Annotated in this window: 25 protein-coding genes and 2 tRNA genes; 6 read left to right on the top strand and 21 right to left on the bottom strand. The window is 65.7% G+C overall.

What is annotated here, in order from left to right; genetic code table 11:
- Positions 1-159: 159 nt before the first annotated feature.
- Positions 160-1407: an NAD(P)/FAD-dependent oxidoreductase gene (locus EI171_RS05195; protein WP_161532757.1), complete on the top strand. Its 1248-nt coding sequence runs from the start codon at positions 160-162 to the stop codon at positions 1405-1407.
- Between the two features lie 42 nt (positions 1408-1449).
- Here EI171_RS05195 and EI171_RS05200 read toward each other — a convergent pair whose 3' ends face one another.
- The 4 genes from EI171_RS05200 to EI171_RS05215 are packed head-to-tail and all read right to left on the bottom strand — an operon-like array spanning position 1450 to position 4526.
- Positions 1450-1857 (bottom strand): thiol-disulfide oxidoreductase DCC family protein, encoded by a 408-nt coding sequence (locus EI171_RS05200; protein WP_161532758.1) that lies wholly within the window; start codon positions 1855-1857, stop codon positions 1450-1452.
- Positions 1857-3176 carry an SDR family oxidoreductase gene (locus tag EI171_RS05205; protein WP_161532759.1) on the bottom strand — a complete coding sequence of 440 codons (1320 nt, stop codon included), beginning with the start codon at positions 3174-3176 and terminating at the stop codon, positions 1857-1859. Before EI171_RS05205 ends, EI171_RS05200 begins: the two co-directional genes overlap by 1 nt.
- A gap of 7 nt (positions 3177-3183) precedes the next feature.
- Positions 3184-3651, bottom strand: a complete 468-nt coding sequence (locus EI171_RS05210) for a DUF2269 domain-containing protein (protein ID WP_011083376.1) — start codon at positions 3649-3651, stop codon at positions 3184-3186.
- On the bottom strand, positions 3648-4526 hold the full coding sequence (locus tag EI171_RS05215) for a S9 family peptidase (RefSeq protein WP_161532760.1): 879 nt from the start codon (positions 4524-4526) through the stop codon (positions 3648-3650). Before EI171_RS05215 ends, EI171_RS05210 begins: the two co-directional genes overlap by 4 nt.
- A 266-nt stretch (positions 4527-4792) precedes the next feature.
- Here EI171_RS05215 and EI171_RS05220 point away from each other — a divergent pair, with 266 nt between their 5' ends.
- Together EI171_RS05220 and ppa are read left to right on the top strand one after the other, a co-directional pair.
- Positions 4793-5302 (top strand): GNAT family N-acetyltransferase, encoded by a 510-nt coding sequence (locus EI171_RS05220; RefSeq protein ID WP_008136728.1) that lies wholly within the window; start codon positions 4793-4795, stop codon positions 5300-5302.
- Between the two features lie 179 nt (positions 5303-5481).
- Positions 5482-6018 carry an inorganic diphosphatase gene (ppa, locus tag EI171_RS05225; protein WP_011083378.1) on the top strand — a complete coding sequence of 179 codons (537 nt, stop codon included), beginning with the start codon at positions 5482-5484 and terminating at the stop codon, positions 6016-6018.
- 133 nt (positions 6019-6151) lie between these two features.
- Here the strand turns inward: ppa and folD are convergent, their stop codons facing one another.
- Genes folD through EI171_RS05240 form a run of 3 tightly spaced genes read right to left on the bottom strand, consistent with a single transcriptional unit; the run spans position 6152 to position 7697 of the window.
- The gene (gene folD, locus EI171_RS05230) at positions 6152-7036 is read right to left on the bottom strand and encodes a bifunctional methylenetetrahydrofolate dehydrogenase/methenyltetrahydrofolate cyclohydrolase FolD (protein ID WP_161532761.1); all 885 of its coding nucleotides are present in this window, start codon (positions 7034-7036) and stop codon (positions 6152-6154) included.
- Position 7037: 1 nt separating this feature from the next.
- Complete coding sequence (locus tag EI171_RS05235) at positions 7038-7391, bottom strand: DUF167 domain-containing protein (RefSeq protein WP_161532762.1); 354 nt, start codon at positions 7389-7391, stop codon at positions 7038-7040.
- 15 nt (positions 7392-7406) lie between these two features.
- Positions 7407-7697, bottom strand: coding sequence for a YggT family protein (locus tag EI171_RS05240; RefSeq protein WP_007598721.1), 291 nt, complete (start codon positions 7695-7697; stop codon positions 7407-7409).
- Positions 7698-7903: 206 nt separating this feature from the next.
- Between EI171_RS05240 and EI171_RS05245 the strand changes: the two genes are divergently transcribed.
- Positions 7904-7979: transfer RNA gene (locus EI171_RS05245), tRNA-Ala, on the top strand.
- Positions 7980-8087: 108 nt separating this feature from the next.
- Here EI171_RS05245 and EI171_RS05250 read toward each other — a convergent pair.
- The 7 genes from EI171_RS05250 to EI171_RS05280 form a co-directional block, all read right to left on the bottom strand.
- A complete protein-coding gene (locus tag EI171_RS05250) occupies positions 8088-8900 on the bottom strand; it encodes an enoyl-CoA hydratase (RefSeq protein ID WP_161532763.1) in 813 nt (270 codons plus the stop codon).
- 99 nt (positions 8901-8999) lie between these two features.
- Entirely contained in the window at positions 9000-9803 is an 804-nt protein-coding gene (locus tag EI171_RS05255) for a glutamine amidotransferase (protein ID WP_161532764.1), read from the bottom strand.
- Between the two features lie 129 nt (positions 9804-9932).
- Positions 9933-10712 carry an SDR family oxidoreductase gene (locus EI171_RS05260; protein WP_161532765.1) on the bottom strand — a complete coding sequence of 260 codons (780 nt, stop codon included), beginning with the start codon at positions 10710-10712 and terminating at the stop codon, positions 9933-9935.
- A 227-nt stretch (positions 10713-10939) separates the two neighbouring features.
- Positions 10940-11428 carry a TerB family tellurite resistance protein gene (locus tag EI171_RS05265; protein WP_011083384.1) on the bottom strand — a complete coding sequence of 163 codons (489 nt, stop codon included), beginning with the start codon at positions 11426-11428 and terminating at the stop codon, positions 10940-10942.
- A 224-nt stretch (positions 11429-11652) separates the two neighbouring features.
- Positions 11653-13062 (bottom strand): adenylate/guanylate cyclase domain-containing protein, encoded by a 1410-nt coding sequence (locus tag EI171_RS05270; protein WP_161532766.1) that lies wholly within the window; start codon positions 13060-13062, stop codon positions 11653-11655.
- A 50-nt stretch (positions 13063-13112) separates the two neighbouring features.
- A complete protein-coding gene (locus tag EI171_RS05275; RefSeq protein ID WP_161532767.1) occupies positions 13113-14480 on the bottom strand; it encodes a cytochrome P450 in 1368 nt (455 codons plus the stop codon).
- A 34-nt stretch (positions 14481-14514) separates the two neighbouring features.
- Positions 14515-15885: a hydrolase gene (locus EI171_RS05280; RefSeq protein ID WP_161532768.1), complete on the bottom strand. Its 1371-nt coding sequence runs from the start codon at positions 15883-15885 to the stop codon at positions 14515-14517.
- A gap of 137 nt (positions 15886-16022) precedes the next feature.
- Between EI171_RS05280 and EI171_RS05285 the strand changes: the two genes are divergently transcribed.
- Positions 16023-17711 carry an MFS transporter gene (locus EI171_RS05285; RefSeq protein ID WP_011083388.1) on the top strand — a complete coding sequence of 563 codons (1689 nt, stop codon included), beginning with the start codon at positions 16023-16025 and terminating at the stop codon, positions 17709-17711.
- 155 nt (positions 17712-17866) lie between these two features.
- Here EI171_RS05285 and EI171_RS05290 read toward each other — a convergent pair whose 3' ends face one another.
- Positions 17867-18082 (bottom strand): hypothetical protein, encoded by a 216-nt coding sequence (locus EI171_RS05290; RefSeq protein WP_028174942.1) that lies wholly within the window; start codon positions 18080-18082, stop codon positions 17867-17869.
- Between the two features lie 165 nt (positions 18083-18247).
- Entirely contained in the window at positions 18248-18541 is a 294-nt protein-coding gene (locus EI171_RS05295; RefSeq protein WP_161532769.1) for a hypothetical protein, read from the bottom strand.
- 254 nt (positions 18542-18795) lie between these two features.
- On the opposite strand from EI171_RS05295, the gene EI171_RS05300 reads away from it, so the two are divergent.
- Positions 18796-19851 (top strand): polysaccharide deacetylase family protein, encoded by a 1056-nt coding sequence (locus tag EI171_RS05300; RefSeq protein WP_161532770.1) that lies wholly within the window; start codon positions 18796-18798, stop codon positions 19849-19851.
- Positions 19852-20013: 162 nt separating this feature from the next.
- Here the strand turns inward: EI171_RS05300 and EI171_RS05305 are convergent, their stop codons facing one another.
- The 5 genes from EI171_RS05305 to EI171_RS05325 form a co-directional block, all read right to left on the bottom strand.
- Positions 20014-20382 carry a hypothetical protein gene (locus EI171_RS05305; protein ID WP_028174945.1) on the bottom strand — a complete coding sequence of 123 codons (369 nt, stop codon included), beginning with the start codon at positions 20380-20382 and terminating at the stop codon, positions 20014-20016.
- 169 nt (positions 20383-20551) lie between these two features.
- Positions 20552-20627: transfer RNA gene (locus tag EI171_RS05310), tRNA-Thr, on the bottom strand.
- 100 nt (positions 20628-20727) lie between these two features.
- Positions 20728-22470, bottom strand: coding sequence for a heme biosynthesis protein HemY (locus tag EI171_RS05315; protein ID WP_161532771.1), 1743 nt, complete (start codon positions 22468-22470; stop codon positions 20728-20730).
- A gap of 36 nt (positions 22471-22506) precedes the next feature.
- Positions 22507-23718 carry a COG4223 family protein gene (locus tag EI171_RS05320; protein ID WP_161532772.1) on the bottom strand — a complete coding sequence of 404 codons (1212 nt, stop codon included), beginning with the start codon at positions 23716-23718 and terminating at the stop codon, positions 22507-22509.
- Positions 23719-23807: 89 nt separating this feature from the next.
- The gene (locus EI171_RS05325) at positions 23808-24554 is read right to left on the bottom strand and encodes a uroporphyrinogen-III synthase (protein ID WP_011083395.1); all 747 of its coding nucleotides are present in this window, start codon (positions 24552-24554) and stop codon (positions 23808-23810) included.
- Between the last annotated feature and the right edge of the window lie 109 nt (positions 24555-24663).

Genomic DNA, 24663 nt, shown 5'->3' on the forward strand with positions numbered 1-24663 from the left:
GGCACGGCGCAAGAGCGCCTTTGTCCACCCTACGGAGCGTCACTCCCGTCTCTGGAATACTGGATCACCCGCTCCAGTGCGCAAGCGCGCACAGGGCGGGTGATGACAGCTGACTTGTGGCGGCTTCAGCACATCCAGCGAACGTGCTAGAGCCCGCCCATGAGCTCCCTTCCCTCCTCCGTTGATGTCGCGATCATCGGCGCCGGTGCTGCCGGGCTCGGCGCAGCGCACGCGCTGGCGGGCTCCGGCCTCTCCGCCATCGTGCTGGAGGCCCGCGACCGGCTCGGCGGCCGGGCGTGGACCGTGCAGGCCTCGCCCGAGGTGACGTTCGACGTCGGCTGCGGCTGGCTGCATTCGGCGGACCAAAACTCCTTCGTCGCAATCGCAAGGCAGCTCGATTTCGAGGTCAACAAGGACCTGCCGCCCTGGCGCGAGCGCGCCTTCGGCAACGCGTTTCCGCAAAGCCAGCGCGACGAGTTCATGCACGCCATGGACGCGTTCTACCAGCGCCTCTGGCAGGCTGCGCAAAAGGGCAAGGACGAGCCCGCGAGCCTGAGCCTCGAGCCCGGCAATCGCTGGAATCCCATGATCGACGCGATCTCGACCTATATCAACGGCTGCGAACTCAAGGACATGTCGACGCTGGACTGGGATGCCTATGAGGATACCAACTTCAACTGGCGCATCCGCCGCGGCTACGGCACGCTGGTTGCGGCCTATGGCGCGCCCTGCCCGGTGGCGCTGAACTGCATGGTCACGCTGATCGATCATTCCGGCCCGCGCATTCGTATCGAGACGTCGCAGGGCACGCTGACCGCCGGCAAGGTGATCGTCACCGTGCCGACCAATCTGATCGCCGATGAGGCGATCCGCTTCTCGCCACCGCTCCCCGCCAAGGTCGATGCCGCAGCCGGCCTGCCGCTCGGTGTCGACGACAAGGTGACGCTGGCGCTTGGCGATGCCGAAGCGTTCCCTAGGGAAGGCAACCTGCGCGGCGCCACCATGCGCACCGCGATGGGCACCTACCACATCCGCCCGTTCGGCCAGCCCTGCATCGAAGGCTTTTTTGGCGGCAGCTTCGCAAGAGAACTGGAAGACGCCGGCGACGGCGCCATCGCCGCGCAGAGCATCGACGAGATCGCCGGCTTCCTCGGCAACGACATCCGCCGCAAGCTGAAGCCGCTGTGCGAGTCGCGCTGGGCGCATGATCCATTCGCGCGGGGATCGTATTCGCACGCGCTGCCCGGACATGCAGGTGACCGCGCGGTGCTGGCCGCGCCGGTGGATGGGCGGCTGTTCTTTGCCGGAGAGGCAACGTCGCCGACCTTCTTCACGACGGCGCATGGAGCGCGGGACAGCGGGGAGCGGGCGGCGAAGGAAGTGCTGGCGGCTCTGCGCAAGCCATAACAGCAAACTCCGTCATTGCGAGCGCAGCGAAGCAATGACGAATTACTCAATCACCCGTGCTCGCAAATCTGCATCCGGCACAAAGCACGCCTCATACTTCCCGAAAATGCGGTAGCGGTTGCGCGCGATGAGGCTGTAGACGGGATCCCGCAGCGGCTTCGGTACCGCGAACAACGCGCGTACCCAGCCCCAATCGGGAAGCTGCGACAGCACCATCAGCGCTGCATCCGACTTCATGAACACCTCGCCGCCGTAGATCACGGCGTTGGTGTCGGGATCCCCAGGGTCGATGCCGAACGTGCGCGCCAAACGCGCCCCATAGTCCGACTGGATCGGCGTGAAACGAAAGCGCTTCGCCGTGTCGCGCTTGGCGACGAAGCGCACCCAGCGCGAGCAGAAGATGCAGACGCCGTCGAACAGGATCACGTCGTCGTCGGGCCATTTTGGCATCAGCGATTGTCCAGCATCAGCAGCGCAACCAGCATCAGCACGATCGCAGGCCCCGTCTTGACCAGCGCGCCGAGCGGCTCGATCCAGAGATCGGGCGTCAGGATCGCCGCGCCGAGCATGTAGCCGAGCGATGCGACGATGCCCGCGACCAACCCGACCGCAGCCGTACGTCGGAACGCGATCAGCACGCCGATGCTCATGTCCATCAGGCTGGTGCCGATGGTGATGGGATCGACCAGCGCAGGCGCAAAATTGTGCGCGCTCAGGATGCCGGCGGCGGCGCGGTAGGAGACGAACAGCGCGATGAAGCCGGAGACGACCCAGAACGCGACCAGGCTCGCGAAGATCAGCGCCTTGATCAGAAACAGCCGCGCGAACCATTTGTCCTGGATGGTGGCGGGATGACGTCCGATCACTTCAGCCAGCGTTTTCGGCACGATGCCCGTGGCGGCAATCCACGCCGAGGGATCGCCGCTCACGCCGCGGCGCAGCTCGGCGATGGCCGTGGAGCGCATCGGCGGCATCCAGCCGAGATAATTGGCGAGATCGCCGATTTTCGCGCCGAGATCGAGCATCAAGGTCGGCATCGCGATGCGCGGCCAACCGGCCGTGCCGAACGCGATCCGAAACTGCTTGATGATTCCGGCCATGGTGACCGGCTCCGATAGCATCAGGTCCCAGCACACTGATATCACGGATGCATCGTCGATATCACGCGCGGCGAGCCAGGCGATGGTGGCAGCGATATCCTCGACGGCGACGGGCTGGAACGGCGTCGCCATCTCCGCACCCGGCAAGTCGAGCGGGAAGGCGGCGAGCGCGCGCAGCATGGCGCTGCCGCCATAGGCTGACGGCGCGACCACGAAGCCGGGCCGCAGGATGGCATGGGCGATGCCGGAGGCCGCGATCAATCGCTCGGCCTCGCGCTTGGTCGTCGCGAAAGCGGTACGGTCGGCTTCGGCCATTCCCGGAATCGAGATGTGCACCAGCCGGATCGCGCGGCCGCTGTCGCCGATCGCCTGAAGCAGACGCGCGACGAAATCCCGGTGCACGGCGCTTGTGTCGCTGCCGGGCCCATCCTGGAGCACGCCGAGGCAATTCACGACGACATCCGCCGCATGCTCGCGCAGCAGGCGCGTCAGCGCGGCCGCATCGAGCGATAGGATTGGAAGCTCGATATCGAGCGCGCCCATCTTCTGCGCCGGTGACAGGCTGCGCGCCACGCCGACGGCGCGAAAGCCCCGCGCGCGCAGATCGTCGGTGACGAAGCGGCCGATCAGGCCGGAGGCGCCGAGCACCAGGATGGCTCGCTGGTTCATCATTCCCTCAAAACGGCTTGGCGACCATCAGCCAGAGGATCAGCATCGTCGCGCCGAAGCCGGGGAAGCCGAACGCGAACCAGCGGCGGAACAGGACGAAGTAACGCTCCGGCAGCGCGGCGCGCTGCTCGGAAGCCTTGCGCGCGAGATCGCGCATCTCGATCTGCATGAAGACGACAGGGATCCAGAACAGGCCCGCGATGGCATAGAGCGCGAGCGACGCGAGCAGCCAGCGCTCCGTGAACGACGTCGCCGAGAGCATCATCAGCAGGCCACCGCTGACCGGCTGCAAGATCACGGCCGACAGCGTGAAGATCGCGTCGGCAATCACCACCACCGAGGCGGTGCGCGCAATGAAGTCTGCATCGTGCGTGCGATGCGCCATCAGCATGAAGAAGGCGATGCCGGTTCCGGTGCCGAGGATGACGATGGCGCCGAGCACGTGCAGGTATTTGACCAGGAAATATAACGTCATGGTTTCTTCTTCAGCGCACGCTCGAGCTCGCTGCCGGCGGCTTTGACGCCGGCTTCGGTCTCGATCATCCAGTGCCCCTCGCCGCCTACCCCGGGCAGTGCGCGGAAATCGACCTTGCCGCCACCGCCGCGAAATGCATCTGCCAGCGACTTCGAAAATACCGGCGGAAAATAGCTGTCATTGCTCGCAACGAGCCATGTGACGGGAATGCGCACCGCCCTGCCGAATTCAGCAGCAGCCGCGAGAAGCGCATGGGGCGCGCAGATCCGGTTCGGTTCGTCATTGGCATGGCCGCCGCGCCCCGGCGCAATCACTGTGATCGCGGAGATCGTCTTGGGCTCGGCATTGGCGAGGGCCAGCGCGCCCCAGCCGCCGGCGGAATGGCCGATCACGATCGCGGCATCCTTGCGGATGAAATCCTGCTTCCGCAAATGGTCCAGTGCCAGCGAAATTTCTTCGGCGGTCGCACGACCCGCGCGCGCGTAATCCGCTTCGTCACAGCCGCCCTGGTCCTCGACATAGCGGCCGCCGGTTGCACCGTGGCCGAGCCGTTCCGGCACCAGCACGGCAAAGCCGCGCGCGACGAGGAACGCTGCGAGCGCGCGGTATTCCGGCTGCGGCATTTGTGCACGACGCAAGCCATTCTGCGTCGAAGCATGCGCGATGACCGCGAGTCGAAATGGACCGGCACCGAACGGGCGAAACAGCAGCGCATGCGCGGCAATGTCCGTATCCGGCGACGGCACACGCCACTCCTGCCGGCGAAACGGCTCGCCTTCCTCGCCCGACGCACCGAACGTGACCTGGGCGCACAGAGGCGGCGCGGTCAGCAAAGCCAGCAGAGGCAGGAGCGCAAGGATGTTGAAGAGCCGCATGAATTGCCGGAGGCGAGCACGGACAGCGAAGGCCAGACTAACGGGAACGAATCATCCTGGGCGGACTTTCTGCGTTGCCATCGCCGTTCATTGGTTGCCGCAACCGAGTTTTGCACCGACGCGTGGCAGTTCGTTGCCGTTCAGGGCAGCGCCTTGTCCTCTTTCGGTACAACACAGTTGAAATACTGATGCAGAAAGTCCACAGGTTAACCGATAATTAACGATAGGTCTTGCCGCCGACGCGGCGACTTGGTTTGATCGTCTCCATGAGCACAACCCTGATCGAGGTCCGGCCGGCCAAAGCTGCAGATGCAACTGCGGTGGCGTCAACCCATGACGAAGCCTGGCGCTCGGCCTATCAGGGCATCATTCCCGGCGCCGAGCTGGAGAAGCTGATCAACCGCCGCGGTCCGCAGTGGTGGGACAGCGCGATCCGCAAGGGCAGCCGCGTCAGCGTACTGGTGTTCGGCGACAAGATCGCAGGCTATGCCAATTACGGCCGTAACCGTGCCCGCAGCCTGCACTTCGACGGCGAGATCTACGAGCTCTATCTGCGCCCCGAATTCCAGGGCCTCGGCTTTGGCCGTCGCCTGTTCGCCGCCGCTCGCCGCGACCTGATGCAGAGCGGGCTGAAGAGCATGGTCGTGTGGGCGCTCTCGGACAACGATCCGGCGACCGAGTTCTACCGGGCCCTGGGCGGCCGCATGGTGGCGCGTTCTTCGGAACGATTCGGGCCGAAGTCGCTCGACAAGGTTGCCTTCGCTTGGACCAATTGAGCTGCTGAAAGCCTAGCCGGCAGCGTTTCCCATCCGTCGATACCGTTTGCCGCTTGAGCCGGTGTTCGCCGGATTCATTATTTCAAAAAAACACGATGGATTGGGGGGCCAAGCCCGCGTATGACAGCGCCAAAATCGCTGCCGGGCGCGATTTAACCTCGGCAACAACGGAGCCTTGAATGCGTATCGATGCTATCTCGATCGGGAAAAACGTCCCACAGGACGTCAATGTCATCATCGAAGTCCCCGTGGGCGGCGAACCGATCAAATACGAGATGGACAAGGAGGCCGGCACGCTGGTGGTCGACCGCTTCCTGTACACGCCGATGCGTTACCCCGGTAACTACGGCTTCATCCCGCACACGTTGTCGGACGACGGCGACCCCTGCGACGTGCTGATCATCAACACCCGCGCCATCATCCCCGGCGCCGTCATGAGCGTACGCCCGGTCGGCGTGCTGTTCATGGAAGACGAAGCCGGCGGCGACGAAAAGATCCTGGCGGTGCCGTCGTCGAAGCTGACGCAGCGCTACGACAAGGTGAAGTCGTACTCCGACCTGCCCGACATCACGCTGCAGCAGATCCAGCACTTCTTCGAGCACTACAAGGATCTCGAGAAGGGCAAGTGGGTGAAGATCCTGCGCTGGGGCGGCCCGGAGGACGCGCACAAGCTGATCCTCGAGGGCATCGAGCGCGAGAAGAAGAAGAAGGGCTGAGCTTCTGTGTCCCGGACGCGGCGCGGCATGAAATGACGCGACGCTGAGCCGGGACCCATGCCGCCACTGGGCCCCGGCTCAGCAGCGCCCCGCTGAAGAAGCGCTGCGCTGCGTCCGGGGCACGAGAGTTTACCTACACCGCCGGCTTGGGCAGCCCCGCGATCGCGCAGGCCGCCCGCAGCGTATTCACCAGCAGGCACGCCACCGTCATCTGGCCGACGCCGCCCGGCACCGGCGTGATGGCGCCGGCCACGGCGAGCGCTTCCTGATAGGCGACGTCACCGACAAGACGCGTCTTGCCGTCATCCTTCGGGATCCGGTTGATGCCGACGTCGATCACGGTCGCGCCGGGCTTCAGCCAGTCGCCGCGCACCATCTCAGGTCTGCCGACGGCGGCGTAGACGAGATCGGCGCGCCTTACGAGGCCGGGCAGGTCGCGCGAGCGCGAATGCGCGATGGTCACCGTGGCGTTCTCGTTCAGCAACAACTGCACCAGCGGGCGGCCGACCAGGTTGGAGCGACCGATGACGATGGCGTTCATGCCTTCGAGCGAGGTGTGGACGCTCTTGGTCAGGATGATGCAGCCGAGCGGCGTGCAGGGCGACAGCGCCTCGAAGCCGCCGGCGAGCCGGCCGGCATTGTTCGGATGTAGGCCGTCGACGTCCTTGGCGGGATCGATGGCGTTGATGACGGCCTCGGTGTTCAGACCCTTCGGCAGCGGCAGTTGCACCAGAATGCCGTGCACGGCCGGATCGCGGTTGAGCTTTGCGACCAGCGCCAGCAGATCGCCTTGCGACACGTCGGCCGGCAGCTTGTGCTCGAACGAGGCCATGCCGGCGGCCTGGGTCTGGGTCTGCTTGGAGCGGACATAGACCTCACTCGCCGAGTCGTTGCCGACCAGGACCACCGCAAGGCCCGGCACCAGATTGTGCTCGCGCTTGACGCGGGCAACCTCGTCGGCCACGCGCGCCCGGAGGTCCGCGGCAATGACTTTTCCATCGATGATCTTGGCCGTCATGTCAGTTCCCTTGGTCTTTCGATTTGGCGGATGCGAGTTGGCGCAAGGCCTCGCCGAGCCGCGCCGGATCGCCGTCGACCGCGATCTGCTTCAGCCGCGAGGTTGCTCCGGACAGGAGTCTTACGCTGGCCTTGGAGACACCAAGCGATTTCGCCAGCAGGACCAAAACGGCCTTGTTGGCCTCGCCGCCATCGGCGATCGCGCGCACTCGCACCTTGAGCACGCTGCGGCCATCGGCCAGCTGCTCGATCCCGTCGATGTCGTCGCGGCCGCCGCGCGGCGTCACCCGCAGCGCGATGCTGATTCCTGCAGCCGAGTAACGCCAGGGTTCCTTGAAGGCCTCTTTCGCGACCAAGGCGCTCCTGCCTGCTTAGATGACGTTCGGGTAGATGTAATACAGGATCACCCGCTCGATGAACATGATGAGCAGGATCAGGATGATCGGCGAGATGTCGAGGCCGCCGAGGCTGGGCAGGAAATTGCGAATCGGCGCTAAGACCGGCTCGGTGATCCGGTAGAGGAACTCCGCAACCGCCGAAACGAACTGGTTGCGGGTGTTCACCACGTTGAAAGCGATCAGCCAGGACAGGATCGCGGAGGCGATCAGCAGCCAGACGTAGAGGTCGAGCACGATGATGACGATGTCGAGAACGGCACGCATGGCTTTTGAAGACTCTGGCTTTTGAAAACTCTGGCTGCGGTCGGGATTGACGCCTTTTGCTAGATATCGGTTCCCCCCGGCCCAAACAAGGGAAGTTCGGACGCAGGAATGGCTAAAACCGGGTTACGCCCGTCCTTGACTTGACCTTGGCAGGGACTTAAATGGCGCCCGGTTGTCGGCCGCGTTTACCAGGGCGGCCAACAAACGGGGCCATAGCTCAGCTGGGAGAGCGCGTCGTTCGCAATGACGAGGTCGGCGGTTCGATCCCGCCTGGCTCCACCAGCCTTCGCAGGCTGCGCCTGCTTCGGCTCGGCAAGCCCGCTCGTAGCGAAGGCTGCCACGCCATAGCCCACGGGGCGACGGCGGGCTCCATCCGAAGACCTCTCCCCCCTACCTCCCCGTAAACCTCGGCGGCCGCTTCTCGATGAAGCTTGCCACGCCCTCCCGGAAATCGCTGCCGCCGAGCGCCACCATCATCTCCCGGTTGGCCTCGATCGTTGCCTCGGCCAGCGTCTGGAACGGCACCTCGTAGAGCTGGCGCTTGATCACGGCCATCGCGCTCGGCGAGACGAAGTCGGCGAGGTCGCGCGCATAGGCGTAGGTTTCCTCGCGGAGCTTCTCCGGCGAGCACAGGCGGTTGACCAGCCCGATCCGCAGCGCCTCGTCGCTCGAAACACGGCGCGCCGAGAGCAACAGATCCATCGCGTTGGCATGGCCGACGATGCGCGGCAGCATCCAGCCGATGCCGTGCTCGGCGATGAGTCCGCGCCGCGCGAAGGCGGTGGTGAACACGGTGTTGTCGGCGGCAAAGCGCAGGTCGCAATAGAGCGCGTGGACGAGGCCGATGCCCGCGGTCGCGCCGTTGAGCATGGCGATGACGGGCTTGCCGATCGACGGATAGAAGCCGTAGCGCGTCTGCCAGTCGGGCCGGCGATTCATGTCGAAGGGCGGTAGGCTCGATGCGCGCCTGACGTCATCGGGGTCGAGCCCTTTCAGCGCATCCATGTCGGCGCCGGCGCAGAAGGCGCGGCCCGCGCCGGTGAGCACGATGACGCGGACATTGTCGTCGGCGCTTGATGCTTCCATCGCATGGCGCACGTCGCGCTCCATTGTCGGCGTCCACGCGTTCATGCGGTCCGGGCGATTGAGCGTGATGGTCGCGACCTTGTCGCGCACCTCATAGAGAATGTGTTCATAGGCCATGACGCTCTCCCTTTGTCTGCCGGCACGCGTTCGCGCGCGCTCGTTGTCAGCGAGCCTAGCATATCCAGGGATGAGGCAAGGGCTTGCGCGAAGGCGCGATCACTCGGCGGCTTGCGCCAGCAGCGGCCGGCGCGCCAGCCAGCCATTGATGAAGTGATCGAGCCAGGCGCGTTCCGCGGCATCGTACACGGCACGGTCCGCGAAATGATGATGCCGCTCGCGCGCACCGGGCGCGCTGAACCCGTCATAGCCGCGCGTGGTCCAGCGATGCATCATGGCGTAGGTCACGTCAGGATGAAACTGCACGCCGAAGGCATGGCCCGCACGGAACGCCTGCACCGGAAAATCGTCGCCTTCCGCCAGCAGCTCAGTGCCGGCCGGCAGCTCGAAACCCTCGCGGTGCCAGTGATAGACCTGCGCCGGCCAGGCCGGACAGAGCGCGTGGCCCGCGGCCGTCGGGCGGATCGGGTAGTAGCCGATCTGGGTCAGTGCCTCCGCATGCGGCGCGACGCGGGCCCCGAGCTGCATCGCCAGCATCTGTGCACCGAGACAGATGCCAAGGAACGGCCGCTGTTCGCGGAGCGGAATTTCGATCCAGTCGATCTCGCGGCGGATGTAGTCGTCGGGATCGTTGGCGCTCATGGGGCCGCCGAAGACCACGGCGCCGGCATGCTGATCGAGCGTCTCCGGAAGCGGATCGCCAAAGCGGGGACGGCGGATGTCGAGACGATGGCCGAGCGCGCGCAGCGCATTGCCGACCCGGCCGGGCGTCGAGGATTCCTGGTGCAGGACAATCAGAACCGGCAACCGGGCTTCGGGACGAGCAGCAGATGCGCCAAGGGCCCTTCTCTTCGGGAAGGCCACCAATTCCGCGCCACCAAACCTGTCCGTCCGGAACGACATTGCCTTTCCAAATGCTATCGGTTCAGACCGCCAGCATAGCTAAGCGATGGTTAACATCGTGTGAGTTTGCGCACACACGACACCGATCAGGAAAGCAAGCTCCGGGCCACGACAGGCTTCGAGCGTTCTTCAGTGTCTCTGCCGCTGGAATCGACTGGTGGCGGACAGGATAAAGCCGCGCGGGAAGAAACGCAGCGCGAACGGCACAATCTTGATGCCGAGACCCGGCAGCACTGCCCGTTTATTTGCCATGAGCCCACGATAGGCCTCCCGTGCAACATCGGAGGCAGGAACATTGAGAAGGGCCGTATTGTGTCCGGAGCCGACGCCGGCGCGCGCCTGGAATTCGGTAGGCACCGGACCCGGGCAAAGTACGGTGACGCGGACGCCGCGCGGCGCGAGCTCCGCCCGCAAGGCCTCGGTGAGAGAAATCACATAGGCCTTGGACGCGTAATAGACCGCCATGCCGGGGCCGGGCAGAAAGCCGGCGACCGAGCCGACATTGAGAAGACCGCCCTTGTTCCTGATGAGCTGATCGGCAAATCGCAGCGACAGATCGGTCAGGGCCCGGACGTTGACGTCGACGATGCCAACCTGCTCGTCGCGATCGCACTCGATGGCATCGCCGAACACGCCGAAGCCGGCATTGTTGACGAGATGGTCGAGCTCGACATCTTCGGCGGCGAGCGCGGCCGCGATCTTCTCGCCGGCATCAGCTTCCTGGAGGTCGCAGGCGATTACGATCGGCTTCTTGCCGCCCTTGGCGGCGAGTTCGTTCGCGAGCGCCTCGAGCCGGTCCGCACGCCGCGCCGTCAGCGCCAGACGGTGTCCATTCGCGGCGAACACCCGCGCCAGCTCTGTGCCGATGCCCGCCGAGGCACCGGTGATCAACGTTACCCGCTCAGTCACGATCGAAGTCTCTTGAATTGAAGTTTTTAGTCCCGCAATGGCGGAACGAGAGCATAGGCCGTACGCGACAGGCAAGCGGCGCTGACAGCATGGCCGCCTGAGCGGACATCAGGGAGAGCAGAAAACCCGGGGATTTACGGATGAATCCGGGATAACCGCAGCCGGGGGCTACATTAAAGTTTCGTCATGTAGCCTGTACAACCGGCAATCCGCCGTGTTGGACGAAATCAGCCGCCTACGGCGCCGTCCTTCACCTGGTTACCGGCACGGTCCGCCACGGCATGCTTCAGGTCGATCCGGTCGCGCTGGGAAATCCCGAGCAGGTCGGAGGCGCGCCAGACCACGTTGTCCTCGAACTCGGAGACCTGGCCGTCGGCATAGACCAGCTCCCACATCATCTGGACGATGCGCTTGCGGCCCGCTTCGTCGAGCGAGCGCATGATGACGCTGGTGAAGTGATAGAGGTCGACCGCCTCGCCCTCGACCTGGGTCGCATCGGCGATCAAACGATCGGCAGTGCCGCGATCGAGCCCAAAATGGCTTTCGATCAGGCTGTGCAGCTTGCGCTGCTCGGTCGCCGTCGGCTGGCCGTCCAGCGAGACCACGTGAACCAGCAACGCGGTCGCCGCAAGCCGATAATCGCTGTCGCCGAATGCGCGATCCCCGGCATGGGGAGCAACAATGTCGGCGATGAATTGACGCAGGCCGTCGAGCATGGAGTCCTACCGAAAACGATGACGCCGCGGGGGCGCGGCGTTACCAGCATTATATGTGCGGGAAACTCAACCGGCGCAACGTGCGTCAGTTCCCCGCGCTGCATTACGTTTCGGCAATCTGTTCGCTGTCATTCCAGGGCGCGCGAAGCGCGAAGCCGGAATCTCGCGCTACAATCTCGAGATTCCGGGTCTGGCCCTTCGGGCCATCCCGGAATGACGGTGGCTCACGGTATCTCGTACACCACCATCTTGTCGGCGATGCCGCGCAATGCGGCCTGCTTCTGGATCGGCCTGATCTCACGCTGCTTCAGCACTTCGGCCACGGCCGGCGCGTCCAGCACTGACCCCGTGATGTGCATCTCCTGCGCGGTCGACAGGCTCTGCACGCGGGCGGCGATGTTGACGGTCTGGCCGAAATAATCCTGCCGCTCGTTGAGCATCACCGCGAGGCACGGACCTTCATGGATGCCGATCTTGACGATGAGATCGGCGGTGCCGCGCTGCTTGTTGAGCACGTCCATCGCCGCGCGCATCCGCAGGCCCGCGACGATCGCGTGCTCGGGACGGACGAAGGTCGCCATCACGGCGTCGCCGATGGTCTTCACCACCGCGCCCTTCTCGGAGGAGATGATCTCGAGCAGCGCATGGAAATGCGCGCGCACGAGATCGAAGGCGGCGAGATCGCCGACTCGCTCGTAGAGCGCGGTCGATCCCTTCAGATCCGTGAACAGAAATGTCAGGGACGTGATCTGGAGCCGCTGGTCGACACTGAGATTGTCCGCCTTGAACACATCGCGGAACGTCTGGTTCGACAGCATCCGCTTAGCGGTGAGGAACGGCTTGCGCTTGCCGATGAGGTGATGAAGCGCCTCGGCCGCGATGAACACCGACGGCAGCACGCGTACGCCGGCCTGGTTCTCCAGCGACAGCCGCAGCGGACCCGGCCGCATGGTCGTGGTGCCCGTCGGCGCCTGCACCCTGTTGTACATGATGGCGAGCTGCTGGCGGTCCTTGGTCGGCTCGCCCTGGACGTCGATGAAATGCGCGGCGTGCGTCACCGGCTCGAAGATGATGATGAAGTCGTTCGGCAGTTGCAGCGACATGGTCGCCTTCTCGCCGGCAGGCAGCTCCATCGTATCCAGTGTGACCTCGTTGGCCAGCGTCGCAAACGACTCCTTGTTGAAGTCGACGCCGGAGCTCCAGAACACCTGCTTGAAATACTCCCATACCGGAAGCGTATCCGGGTCGTGCGCCGCGATGCGCCGGACGCGCGGGTTCACGGTGAAGGAGACCTCGACCTGGTCGTCGACGGAGGCCTTGTAACCGCAGGCACAGAGCGCACAGTGATAGTCGTCGGGCTTGAGCGCCTTCAGCGTCGCGTGAGCGCCAAGCACACCGCCGCAGCCCGGACACAGCACGTTCCAGCCGAGATCGAACAGCCCGAGCCGCGCCGAATGCAGGAAGGCGGAGATCGCGCGCTCTTCGTCGACACCATGCTGCCTGGCGAAATCGAGGACATTGACCCGGTTGAGCTCGTGATCCTCGCCGTCCTCGATGAGGCGCGCAATCTCATCGACCGCCTTCGGATCGGCGGTCTGCTTCAGAACGGAAAACTGGGCCTGGATGTCGCTCATGGCGTAACTCTATCTAGGGTGGACCACGCCATCGGCCAGGCGAGCGCCTGTCACCGACGCGTGATTCGGAACATGGGTGAGCGGTCCGGCTGGGTCGTGACGACGCCATGCGGGATCACGGGAACCGTATCGACCAGCTCGACGCGAAACGCACCGATCAGCCGGGCCAGCGCCAGCACGGATTCGGCTTGCGCAAACGGCGCGCCGACGCACACGCGCGGACCCGCGCCGAACGGCAAATAGGCAAAACGGTCGGGTGCTTCGGTCGACATGAAACGCTTTGGAACGAACGCGTTCGGCTGATCCCACAGCTTCTCGTGCCGGTGCAGCAGCCAGGGTGCGATCATGATGATGTCGCCCCTGCCGATCTCGATTCCGGCCGCACTGTCCTTCTCGCGCGCGGCACGCGCGATCAGGAAGGCGGGCGGATAGAGCCGCATGGTTTCTTCGATCACCGCACGGGTGAATTTCTGGCGATCGATGTCGGCCATGCTGTCGAGATGTTCGCCGCGGGTCTCGGACGCCACCTCCTCCTGCGTATCAGGATCGAGCGCGAGCAGATAGAGCGCCCAGAACAGCGCGGTCGCCGTGGTTTCGTGACCGGCGAGAATCATGGTCGCGACTTCGTCGATAAGCTGCTCGTCGGAAAAGCCCTTGCCTGTTTCAGGATCGCGCGCCTCGTCCATGAGATCGAACAGGTCGCGCGGCGGCGCGCCGTCCTTTTTCCCTGCTGCCCGCCGCTCTGCGATCAGCATCGCGACGAATTCGGTCCAGCGCTTGCGGAAACGGGCGCGGGCAAAATCCATCGGGCTCGGCCAGGACACCGGCAGCAGCATGTCGAGGAAATAGGGCCGTCCCAGCCGCTCGCCATATTCCACGACGAAGTTGCGCAAGGTGGGGCCATGCCGGTCCATGCCGAACGAGAACATCGTGCGCCCGGCGATCTCGAGCGTCATGCGCTGCATGGTCTCGCGCAGATCGACGGTCTCGCCGCTGCGCGCATCCAGCTTCGCAATGGTCTCGTCGAGCACCGCAGTCATGTGCGGAACGAGATTTGCGGTGGCGCGCGGCGTGAAGGCCGGCGCGAGCGTGCGGCGCTGAAACGTCCAGGCATGACCTTCCGCAATCAGGAGGCCTTCGCCGAGCACGGGACGCAGCATGCGGATGCCGGCCGGCGTGCGCGTGTAGTTCTCGTAATTGCTGAGCAGGACATGCCGGATCGCGTCCGGGCGGTTCAGGATGAAGCTCTTATGGAGGAAGAAGCGGCCCTCGAGAACGTCTTCCTCATAGGCGCGCTGTCCCCAGGTTGCGATCATGTTCTGCCTGATCACAGCGACCCGTCCGAGGAATGACATGTCGTCGGGGGCACGCGGCGGCGTCGGGGGGATGATGGGCCGCCGCACGCTGGCGATGTTCATGGCTCTCTCCCGCAGATGTGACGCAGGCAAATAGCTAGTAAGTCAGCTCGGCAACCGCAATCCTGTTCTCGGCGGCAGGCCAGAGGCGTGCCACGATCCGTTCTTCGCCGAACTGGGCCACGATGTTACGCCCGATCTCGCCGGCCGGAAGCCGCAATGTTGCTGTCGCATCCGTGGGTACGCCCGGTTTGACGTCGGCCGGCTCCTTGCCGTCGAGCAGAACCACGTCCCGCGGCAGGCCGAAATAGCCGCGCGGACGTGACATGATCACGACCGCGCCGGCATCCTTGTCCGCCGGCCCGAGCGGGCGCGCGGCACGCAGGTGGACGACGTCGGACGAGCGCGGGAAGGGCGAGCGATAGATATGCGTGGTCGGCGCATCCGGCGACGCGAGGACGAATTCGAGCGGCCAGGAGGGTTCGACCTGCGCCGGCCCCCAGCGGCCGTCAGCACCGGTCTTCGCGCTGTGCACGGCATTGCCGTTGCGCTCACCGGTATCCGGATCGACGCGGAAGATATCGACGGTTGCGCCCGCCACCGGCCGATTGGTGGACACGCCGCCCGGCGTTCCCGTGACGAGGCCACTCAGCCTGACGCTCGGTCCCGGCACGATCGCGATGCGCGCGGGCTCGCGGCCGGCGATGAACTTGTAGATCTCGCGGAACGCGCGCGGGTGAAACGCCACCTCGCGATGATCGAGCGCACCGAGCACGAGATTGGTGGCCCCCCGCAGTTCAGGCCCCTCGGCGGTGACACCGGTCGGCGTGCCGGGCTTGCCGATGAAGCGGCCGTCGGCTTGCGCGTATTTGTCCATGCCATCGCTCCGCAGGGTGAGGAAAGCCGTGCCCGGCGTCACCTCGCTCTCGCCCCCGTTCAACCCGCGCAGGAAAACGCCGCGGCCGTTGAACTCGTTGTTGGGCTGGTCGTCGCTCGCGAACACGCCGTGATTGGGCGTGCCGCACAGGACAGCGTGGCTGACGTCAGCCACACCGCCGTTCCTGACGACATTGCGGATCGCATAGCCGCCGCGAGAGCTGCCGACCAGTGCCACGCGCGCCGCACCGGTACGGCGCTTCAGCTCGGCGATGGCGGCGGCAAGCTCACGGCGCTGGTCCTCGGTCGAGGAGCGGTTCGCCTGCTCGACCGTGTCGTCGCTCCGCGCATTGGGATCGGTGAAGTTGATCGCCAGCATGCGATCGCGCGCGATGCCATTGGATTCCATCCGCCACATCGTGGTCATCCAGAGCGCGTCGTAGTCGCCATTGCCGTGGACGAACAGGATCGGCGGCACCTCGGCGCCCTGCGCCGCGGGCGCGGTTTGAGCGAAAGCGTCCATCCGGACGCTCGCAAGCGCAAAGGGCAATGTGCCGGCACCTTGCAGGATCGTCCGTCGCGACAGCTTCATCTGTTCCTCCCCGGCAAAACCGCCTCTTTGCACCGCTTATAGCGTCCTAACCACTGGACAGCGAAGGACTTTCGCGGGCATCACTGAATCCGCCGGAATCGCCAGGACCACTTCTGCCAGCCCATATGGAAGGGGATATGACCGAGCAGCCGAACCGTCAGAGAATCGCAGCCGACGGCATCGCCGCGCCGCTGCGATACACCGTGTTCCGGCGCATCTGGCTCGCCAGCCTGCTCTCCAATCTCGGCCTGCTGATCCAGGGCGTCGGCGCCGCCTGGGCGATGACGCAGATGGCGGCCTCGGCCGACAAGGTGGCGCTGGTGCAGACCGCGCTGATGCTGCCGATCATGCTGATCTCGATGCCGGCGGGCGCCATCGCCGACATGTATGACCGCCGCATCGTCACCCTGGTCTCGCTCATGATCGCGCTGACCGGCGCGACTGCGCTCACGATCCTGGCCGGGCTCAAGCTGATCACGCCGGAAGCGCTGCTCGCCTTCTGCTTCGTCGTGGGCAGCGGCAACGCGCTGTTCGGCCCGGCCTGGCAATCCTCGGTCAGCGAGCAGGTGCCGCCCGAAGCACTGCCGTCGGCCGTCGCGCTGAACGGCATCAGCTACAACATCGCGCGCAGCTTCGGTCCCGCGGTCGGCGGCGTCATCGTCGCCGCGCTCGGCGCGGTGGCGGCGTTTGCCTGCAACGCGATCCTCTATCTGCCGCTGCTGGTCGTGCTGCTGCTGTGGCGGCGCAGCACCGAGCCCTCGCGCCTGCCCCGCGAGAAGCTCAACCGCGCCATGGTTTCGGGCTTCCGCTACATCACCAATTCGCCGCCGATCAAGATCGTGCTGCTGCGCACGCTGGTGATGGGCCTGATCGGCGGCGCCATCATGGCGCTGATGCCGCTGGTCGCGCGCGACCTCTTGCATGGCGGCGCGCAGACCTACGGCATCATGCTCGGCGCCTTCGGCATGGGCGCGGTCATCGGCGCGCTCAACATCCACGAATTGCGCAAGCGCATGAGCGGCGAGTCCGCGATCCGCGCCTGCACCATCTCGATGGCCTTTGCGATGGCCGCCCTTGCCGTGAGCACAGAGCCGGTGCTGACGGCGACCGCGCTGGTGCTGGCCGGCGCGGTCTGGATGGCCGCCGTCGCGCTGTTCAATATCGGCGTGCAGCTCTCGGCACCGCGCTGGGTCGCGGGCCGGTCGCTGGCAGCGTTCCAGGCCTCGATCTCCGGCGGCATCGCGATCGGCGCCTGGGGCTGGGGCCATCTCACCGACTATGCCGGCGTCGAGGTCGCGCTTCTGGTCGCGGCAGGCCTGATGCTGATCTCACCGCTGCTCGGGATCTGGCTCACGATGCCGCGCGTCGGCGCCCGCAACGAGGACGCCGAGGTGCTGGCCGATCCCGAAGTCAGGCTGTCGCTCACCGGCCGCAGCGGACCGCTGGTGGTCGAGATCGAATACCGGGTGTCTCAGGAGAACGCGCGCGCCTTCCACAATGTGATGCAGGACGTGCAGCTCTCAAGGCAGCGCAACGGCGCCTATGGCTGGTCGATCGCGCGCGACATCGCCGACCCCGAATTGTGGACCGAGCGCTATCACTGCCCGACCTGGTTCGACTATCTGCGCCAGCGTAACCGCTCGACCCTATCCGAACGCGCGCTGCATCAGCAGGCGATCGATTTCCACATCGGCCCCGAGCCGGTGCGCGTCCGCCGCATGCTGGAGCGTCCGTTCGGCTCGGTGCGCTGGAAGGAAGAGACGCCGGACCAGGGAGCAAGCGAGGTGCTGCCCGTGGTCGCGACCGCGGCGGGGAGCAGCACGTAGGTTCTGCCGTCGTCCCGGCGAAGGCCGGGACCCATAACCACAGGCAAAAGTTTGGCGAAGACTCGGAGTTGCGACCGAGTCCTGTACAGCTAGTCGCGCTCTATCGATAGATCACGCGGTATGGGTCCCGGCCTTCGCCGGGACGACAAGCACGTTTACTGCCCGTGCTCCGTCAGCACCTTGTCGCAGCCCTTGCTCAGCCGCGTGCGGTTCTGCTTCAGGCAGGCGAGCACCGCCTGGTCGCCATTGTTCATCACGGGGCGGCAGAAGCGCGTGACGTCGCGCGCGCAGGCGTCGTGTCCGGGCTGCTGTTGCGCGGAGGCGCCAGATGCGCACAGAAGAAAAGGAACGATCAAAAGAAATCTGGTCATCGCGTAATGCCTCATACCCGGAAGATGTGCGGGCGAAGCTAGTGCGACGATCCCGGAGCCGCAACGGCTTTATTGACAGGCTGCATCGCGCCACAGCGTGGCCCCGGCTTGACGCCGGGGCACAACGCGAGGGGAGCTAACCGACGCAACGATCGCTGTGTGCTCTTACTGGTTGCCCTGAGCGTCAGCGACCTTGCGTGACGCGCCCTTGGCGAGGTCCTTGTCCATCACCGCGCGGCAGCCGGCGCTCAGGTCCGAGCGATGCTTCATCATGCACGCGGTGATCTTCGGGATGTTGGGGATCTCCGACGAGCACAGGCGGAAGGCATCGCCGGTGCACTGCTGCTGCGCCTCGGCCGAGAAGGCGAAGCTCGAAGTCGTCGAGACGATCGAGACGATGGCGGCGAAGCCCAGAGCCAGGCTGGTGTCGCGCAGCTTGGCCGTAAACGACTTGGTCATTTGAAGCTCCCATTGGCGCCGCTGCAAGCGGAGCCCGTTGTTGATGGGAACTACGATGCTCCAGCAAAACAGTTTCCACTGTGATGACGGTCACGGGACGCACCCGAACTGTGACATCGGTCACATTGGCGCACCTCGCTGAAAATCCGGCGCAAACGCCGTCGCGTTGGTGTCACGTTAACTGTTCCTTCGCATTAATGGCTCGTTGCGCGGGAAATTCCGCAGGTTTGGTTGCGTAATTGGAAAGAGTAGCGATGCGTAATGCGTTGGGCCTGATGCTGGCCAGTGTAGTTGCGGCGGTCGTGATCGCCGCCGGCGGTTGGTTTTATTATTCCGCGAGCGCCGATCCGGGCGCCCCCAAGACAGTTGCCGCCCGTGCCGCCGACCCGTTGCCGGCACAGGCGAAAATCGCCGCCAAGGACGACGTCGCGACCACCGCGGCGATCGCGACGAAGCCGACGGCCGTTGCCCAGGCATCCGCGCCTGCGCCCGCCCCGATCGCGCCAGTTCAACCAAAGCAGGCCTGCGCCAATCCAAACGCCCTCGGCGTCGCCCGCGTGGTCGAGATCGACACCACCGGCGGTCCCGGCTTCGGCTTCGAGCACTTCAAGCAGTTCGATTTCCTCACCGACAAGGAGGTCGTGCTGACCTTCGACGACGGTCCGTGGCCGGTCAACACGCCCGCGGTGCTGAAGGCGCTCGCGGATGAATGCACCAAGGGCCTGTTCTTCTCGGTCGGCAAGCACGCGACCTACCACCCGGAGATCCTGCGCCAGGTTCTGGCCCAGGGCCACACGGTCGGCACGCACACCTGGTCGCATGTCAACCTGAACAGCAAGAAGATGACGGAGCAACAGGTCAAGGACGAGGTCGAGAAGGGCTTCAGCGCAGTGAGGTTCGCGCTCGGCACCAATCCGGCGCCGTTCTTCCGCTTCCCGCAGCTTCAGCACAATCCGGCGATGGTGACCTATTTCGGCACCCGCAACGTCGCGATGTTCTCGACCGACATCGATTCCTTCGACTTCAGGAAGGGCGCGACGCCGGAGAAGATCGTCGAGACCGTGATGGGCAGGCTCGACAAGCTCGGCAAGGGCATCATCCTGATGCACGACTTCCAGAAGCACACCGGCGAAGCCATGCCGGCGCTGCTCGCGCGGCTCAAGGCCGGCGGCTACAAGATCGTGCAGATGAAGGCCAAGACCACCTTCCAGACGCTGCCGGAATATGACGAGGCGCTGCTGAAGGACCTGAAGGTGCCGACCTCGAGCGCGCGTCCGATCGGAAGCGTGGTGCAGACGGTTTCGCAGTAACGCGTTCGACCAGATCGAAAACTCTTGCGTGATGGCCGGGCTTGTGCCGGCCATCAACGTTCTTGGGCCACTCCGAAGACGTGGATGCCCGGGACATCTGGCGCGAACACGCGCCTCGCGTTTGCCCGGGGCGTGACGGCGAGGGTGGGGCGCAAAGACCGCTTACCAATAGATGCCGTGGCGATGCAGCTCGCTGATGATGCGGCCTTCGGTCCAGGTACGCTTGTGCTTCGGCTTGTTGACTTTCGCCGTGGTCTTCGTTGCGGTCGCGGCGGGCGCTGAAGTCGTCGTGGTTACGGCGGGTGCCGCGGCAGGCGCAGGCGCCGAGATCGCCGGCGGACGGTCGACATATTTCGGAGGTTCGGTGACGGGTGCGGCTTCACTCACTTGCGTCGTCACGGCGATTGTCGCCGTCGCTTGCGGCGCCGAGGCCTGTTCGCTCGCCGTGGCCAGCGAGAGGCTGCGTGGACCGGCCGCCTGAGCAGATGCCGAAGCCAGGACCATGGCGGCCAGCAGAATGATCTTGCGCATGTGAAATCTCCCCGCGTTGGCGTGACCGGGACGCTACGGGAGAGACACGCGACATTATGTGATCGCGATCACGCAGGCGACCGAACGATCTTGAACCCGCGCACGCTCATGCCGGCTGGATGCGCCGGTTAAGACGCTTGTCTGTGATAACAGGATGAATTCGGGGCGCTGGTGCCGCAAGAGGGATTCGAACCCCCGACCCCGTCATTACGAATGACGTGCTCTACCGACTGAGCTATTGCGGCGAACCCTGCCGGGGCCCGGACGATGCCTGCCCCGATACGCGCGCTCCTGATATCGGGCATGGCCCGAATTGGCAAGAACAAGCCGGGTGCGAAATGGTGCTTAGGCGCCCCAGCGGGACCAGAATCCGCGCCAGCCGCCGGCCTGGGCCTTGGGCGTGCCGATTTGTTCCGTAAATTCATCGCTCGGGCCCTCGTCATCGATCCCGGGATCATCCGGGGCGCGGACGATCGGGATGACGGCGGGGATCGGGGCAGGTGCGGGCTTGCCGAGGTCGGCGCGGGTCCGGAACACCGGCGTTGCCGCCGCCGGCGATGATTCGGCCGGCTCAGGGGCCGGCGTGACCGGCTCCGCAGATGTCATCGCAGGCTCTGCCTTTGGCTCTTCCTTGGCCGCCGGAGGTGAATTGTCCTGCTCCGCCGGGACCGATGCAGCCGGAGCCGGTTCCATCAGGGTGTCGTTCGCAGGCGCCGTCACCCGTTTCGGCGGCGGGGCCGCCAGCATGGCTTCCTCGAAGGCCGAGGATTCGATCAAGTCGCCCTTGTCGGAAGGAAGGCTCGCGACCGGCGTCTGCCACTGGAAGGCGTCGAGGCGGCCGGTGACCGGGGAAACCGGGCGCCAGCGATCGCTGACATAGCCGTCGGCGGTCCAGGCCGGATCGTGGCGAGCACGCACCGCGCGCAAGGTCCAGGCGCGGGCGCGGCCGCCGTCGCCGTGCTCGGTGCGCTCGATTTCCGCCATCAGCAGTGCGACCCGCTGGGTCGGATCGTTGACATAAGGCGCCAGCACCGCGCGCGCGCGGCTGAACTCGGAGGCATCGATCGCGGCGCGCGCGAGCGCGAGCTGGCCTTCAATATGACCGGCCTTGTCGGCAGGCGTCTTGGCTGCAAGCGTCTCGACCCGCTGCAAGCGCTGCCGCGCGGAATCGCCGAGCTTCACATGTGCATAGGCCTCGGCGAGATCCGGATGCGGATTGGCGAGCCAGGCGGCCTCGACCAGCTTCATGGCGCGGCGCACCTGATGCGCCTCGCTCTCGAACTTTGCGGCGAGCACCGCAGCCGGCACCAGGGTCGGTGCGAGCTTGATCGCCTCCATCACGCTCTCGCGCGCGACATCGCGGTCCATCGTTTGCAATTCCAGCGCGCGTGCGGTGAGCAGCACGCCGCGCTGGCGACGATAGGCCGGCTTGTCGATCAGGCCCGCGGACAGGTTCGAATCGAGGATCGCCAGCGCGCCGCTCCAGTCGCCGCGCGCGCAGCGGAAGCCGAGCACCGCATGCGAGGCCCAGGTCGACGACGGCGACAGCTTGATCGCTTCCTCCGCGATCATGACGGCGCCGACCGCATCGTCGGCGCGCTGCGCCTCGATGAACAGGCCGCGCAGGCCGAGCAGCCGCGTATCCTCGCGCTCGGCCATGGCACGGAAGGCGCGCTGCGCCTCGTCGCGATTGCCTTCGAGCTGCGCCGACTGCGCATGCAAGAGAAGCGCGAGCGGATCGTTCGGCGCATGCCGCCGCGCCGTCTCGGCGTGACGGCGGGCGAGCGCGGTATCGCCATGGCCGATCGCGAGCAGGCCGTGGGTGATGGCATGGCGGCCGCGCGCGTGGCGCTTTTCGTGACTGCGGCGGCGCAAACGCCCCGGCGTCCGCCAGATCGTCGTCAGGATGCTCCAGACCAGCACGACTGCCGCGGCAAAGAGGCCAAGCAAGAACACGAATCTGGGCAACGTCGTTGAGGCGCGGAAGCCGCCCGCCGTCAGGACGAGATCGCCGGGCTGATCGGCAACCCAGGCCGCGCCGGCCGCCGCCAGCGCAATCAAGACGAGGAAAAGGACGATGCGAAGCATGGCGATCCCTATACGCGCTGATTGTTGCGCGAAGCTTTATTGAGCAGGCTTGACGAGATCCGCCATGGCATCGTCGGCGAATTTGCGGGAGGCGGCGAGCGCGGCATCGCGGGCATTGGCCTTGTCGAGCCAGGCCTGCGCCGGCGCGCGATCGGCATCGGGCAGCGTCTTCAACTCGCGCCGCGCCTCGACGAAATCATTGCGGAGCGCAGCAGCCGTCACCCGCGCCACGATGGCGCCGCGATCATTGCCGACCCCGTCGGTCCGTTCGATGCGGACGAGCTTTGACGCTCCGGCCTGGAGGCGCTCGACGATGCCGCCGCCGCTGGACTGGGCATCCGCCGGCGGCGACAGCTTTGACACGATGTTGAGGAGCTCGCGGCTCAGCGCGACGGGGGTCGGGATGCCCGACGATGCAAAGGTGTCGAGTGGCTTCAGCATCTCGGGCTTGGCCGCCAGCGACCGCGCCGCGGCGAGCTGCGCCTCATAGGGATCGCCATGGCGCACGGCGACGTCGAGCAGGGCCGCCGCCACCACATGGCGCAGCGGCTTGTCGTCCATCGTCCTGGCGTCGGCGATCTTCTCGCCCTGCTGCGCGAGCTCGGCCCGCTCCGTCTTGCCGGCGCGCTCGAGCTGCGCGATGCGGTCGTTGAGCGCGGCAAGATCAGGCGAAGCGGCGCCCGGCGCAGATTTCGCGTCGTTCAGTGCGCTCGCGGTCTTGTCGGACTGTGCGCGCAGATTGGCGATGTCGCTGCGCAGGCTGCCCACGGATTTTTCCAGCGCATCGATCCGCGCCACCATGGCCGGATCGGCGGCGGGCTTGCCGGCCTTGGCTTCGACCGCGGCAACGCGACCGCTCAGAGCGTCGACCGTCGCGCTCGTCACTTGTGGCGCAGCAGGCGGCGCCTGCACGGCGGGCCAGCCCAGCATCCAGCCGACCGCGATCACGACGGCCGCCGCCACCGCACCGGAGAACGGTGCAATGACCCAGGGCGAAACCGGAGGCGACGCGGGAGCGGGCGCAACCGCGGCCTGCGCCTCGGCGCGCTCCGGCTCGGCGTCAGCCTGCTCGGATTTTGCCTGCTCGGGCTCGGTGTGCTCGCTCACCGGCGGAGCCTCGGGCTCGCCCGCCACCTCCTGCGGCTGGGTCGAGACATCGGTCGCCTCGAGGTCGATGGTCGGCGGGGGGCGCTTGGCACGACCGGACTCGGGGGCCAATCCTGCGTCTTCAGGCTTGTCGTCGGCCATCGTGACGGTTCCTCACACTTCCATACCTTGCACAGATCCCTGGCGTAGATCTTGGGCAGACCCTATCGCGTCGGATTCGGCCCGACCTCTTACGCCAAACGGGTCTGCAAAGCACGCTCCAAGGTGTCAAATAAGGCATTTTCGTCCGGTTTCGCGGCCACCAGAACCTGCGACGCACCGGCATCGCGCAGCACGCTTGCGACCGTCTCGGACAGGCAGCATTGCGGGATCGCCAGCGCCGAGATTTCGACGCCTTCGTCCCGCGCTGCATCCAGGAAGGCTCGCGCGCTGCGCCGGGAGTAATGAAGCACCGCCTCGATCCCATGCGCGGCAAAACCCTCGCAGACATCGCGCGGGAGAACCTTGACCGGCGCCATGCGATAGGTGGTCTGCGTCACCACGTTGAAGCCTTCGGTGCCGAGTTCGCCGCCGAGATCGCGCGACAGATCCGCGCCGGCGAGATAAAGCAGCGTGCTTTTCTTTTTCAGCACCTTGTCGCGCGCACTCCGGACGACCGTGTCGCGCAGGGCCGCGGAATCGCCGCCGGCGATAATCACCTCGGCAAAGCCGGCGTCTCGCGCGGCAGTCGCGGTGTGCTCGCCGACCGCGAACAGCGGCAGCTTCAACAGGCCGAGATCCTGCAATTGCGGCGCGACGGCACGGATCGCATTGGCCGATGTGACGATGATGGCGCTATAGTTCGCCTCGCTCTCGTCGTGGAAAGCGACCGGCTCGAACTTGAGCACCGGCGCGAGCAGCACCACGTGTCCCCGCGCGCGCAAATTGTCCGCCGTCGCCTCATTGTCGGGATGCGGCCGTGTGACAAGAATGGACATCGCTCGTGTTCCCGAACCGCGTGACGGTGACGCATTCGCAAAGACGGCCGCGCGTGACGATTGCGCAAGCCGACCCCGGAATGCTACCGGACGTACCAGAACTCTGCTT

It is taken from the genome of Bradyrhizobium sp. LCT2, from assembly GCF_009931255.1.
GTDB lineage: Bacteria > Pseudomonadota > Alphaproteobacteria > Rhizobiales > Xanthobacteraceae > Bradyrhizobium > Bradyrhizobium diazoefficiens.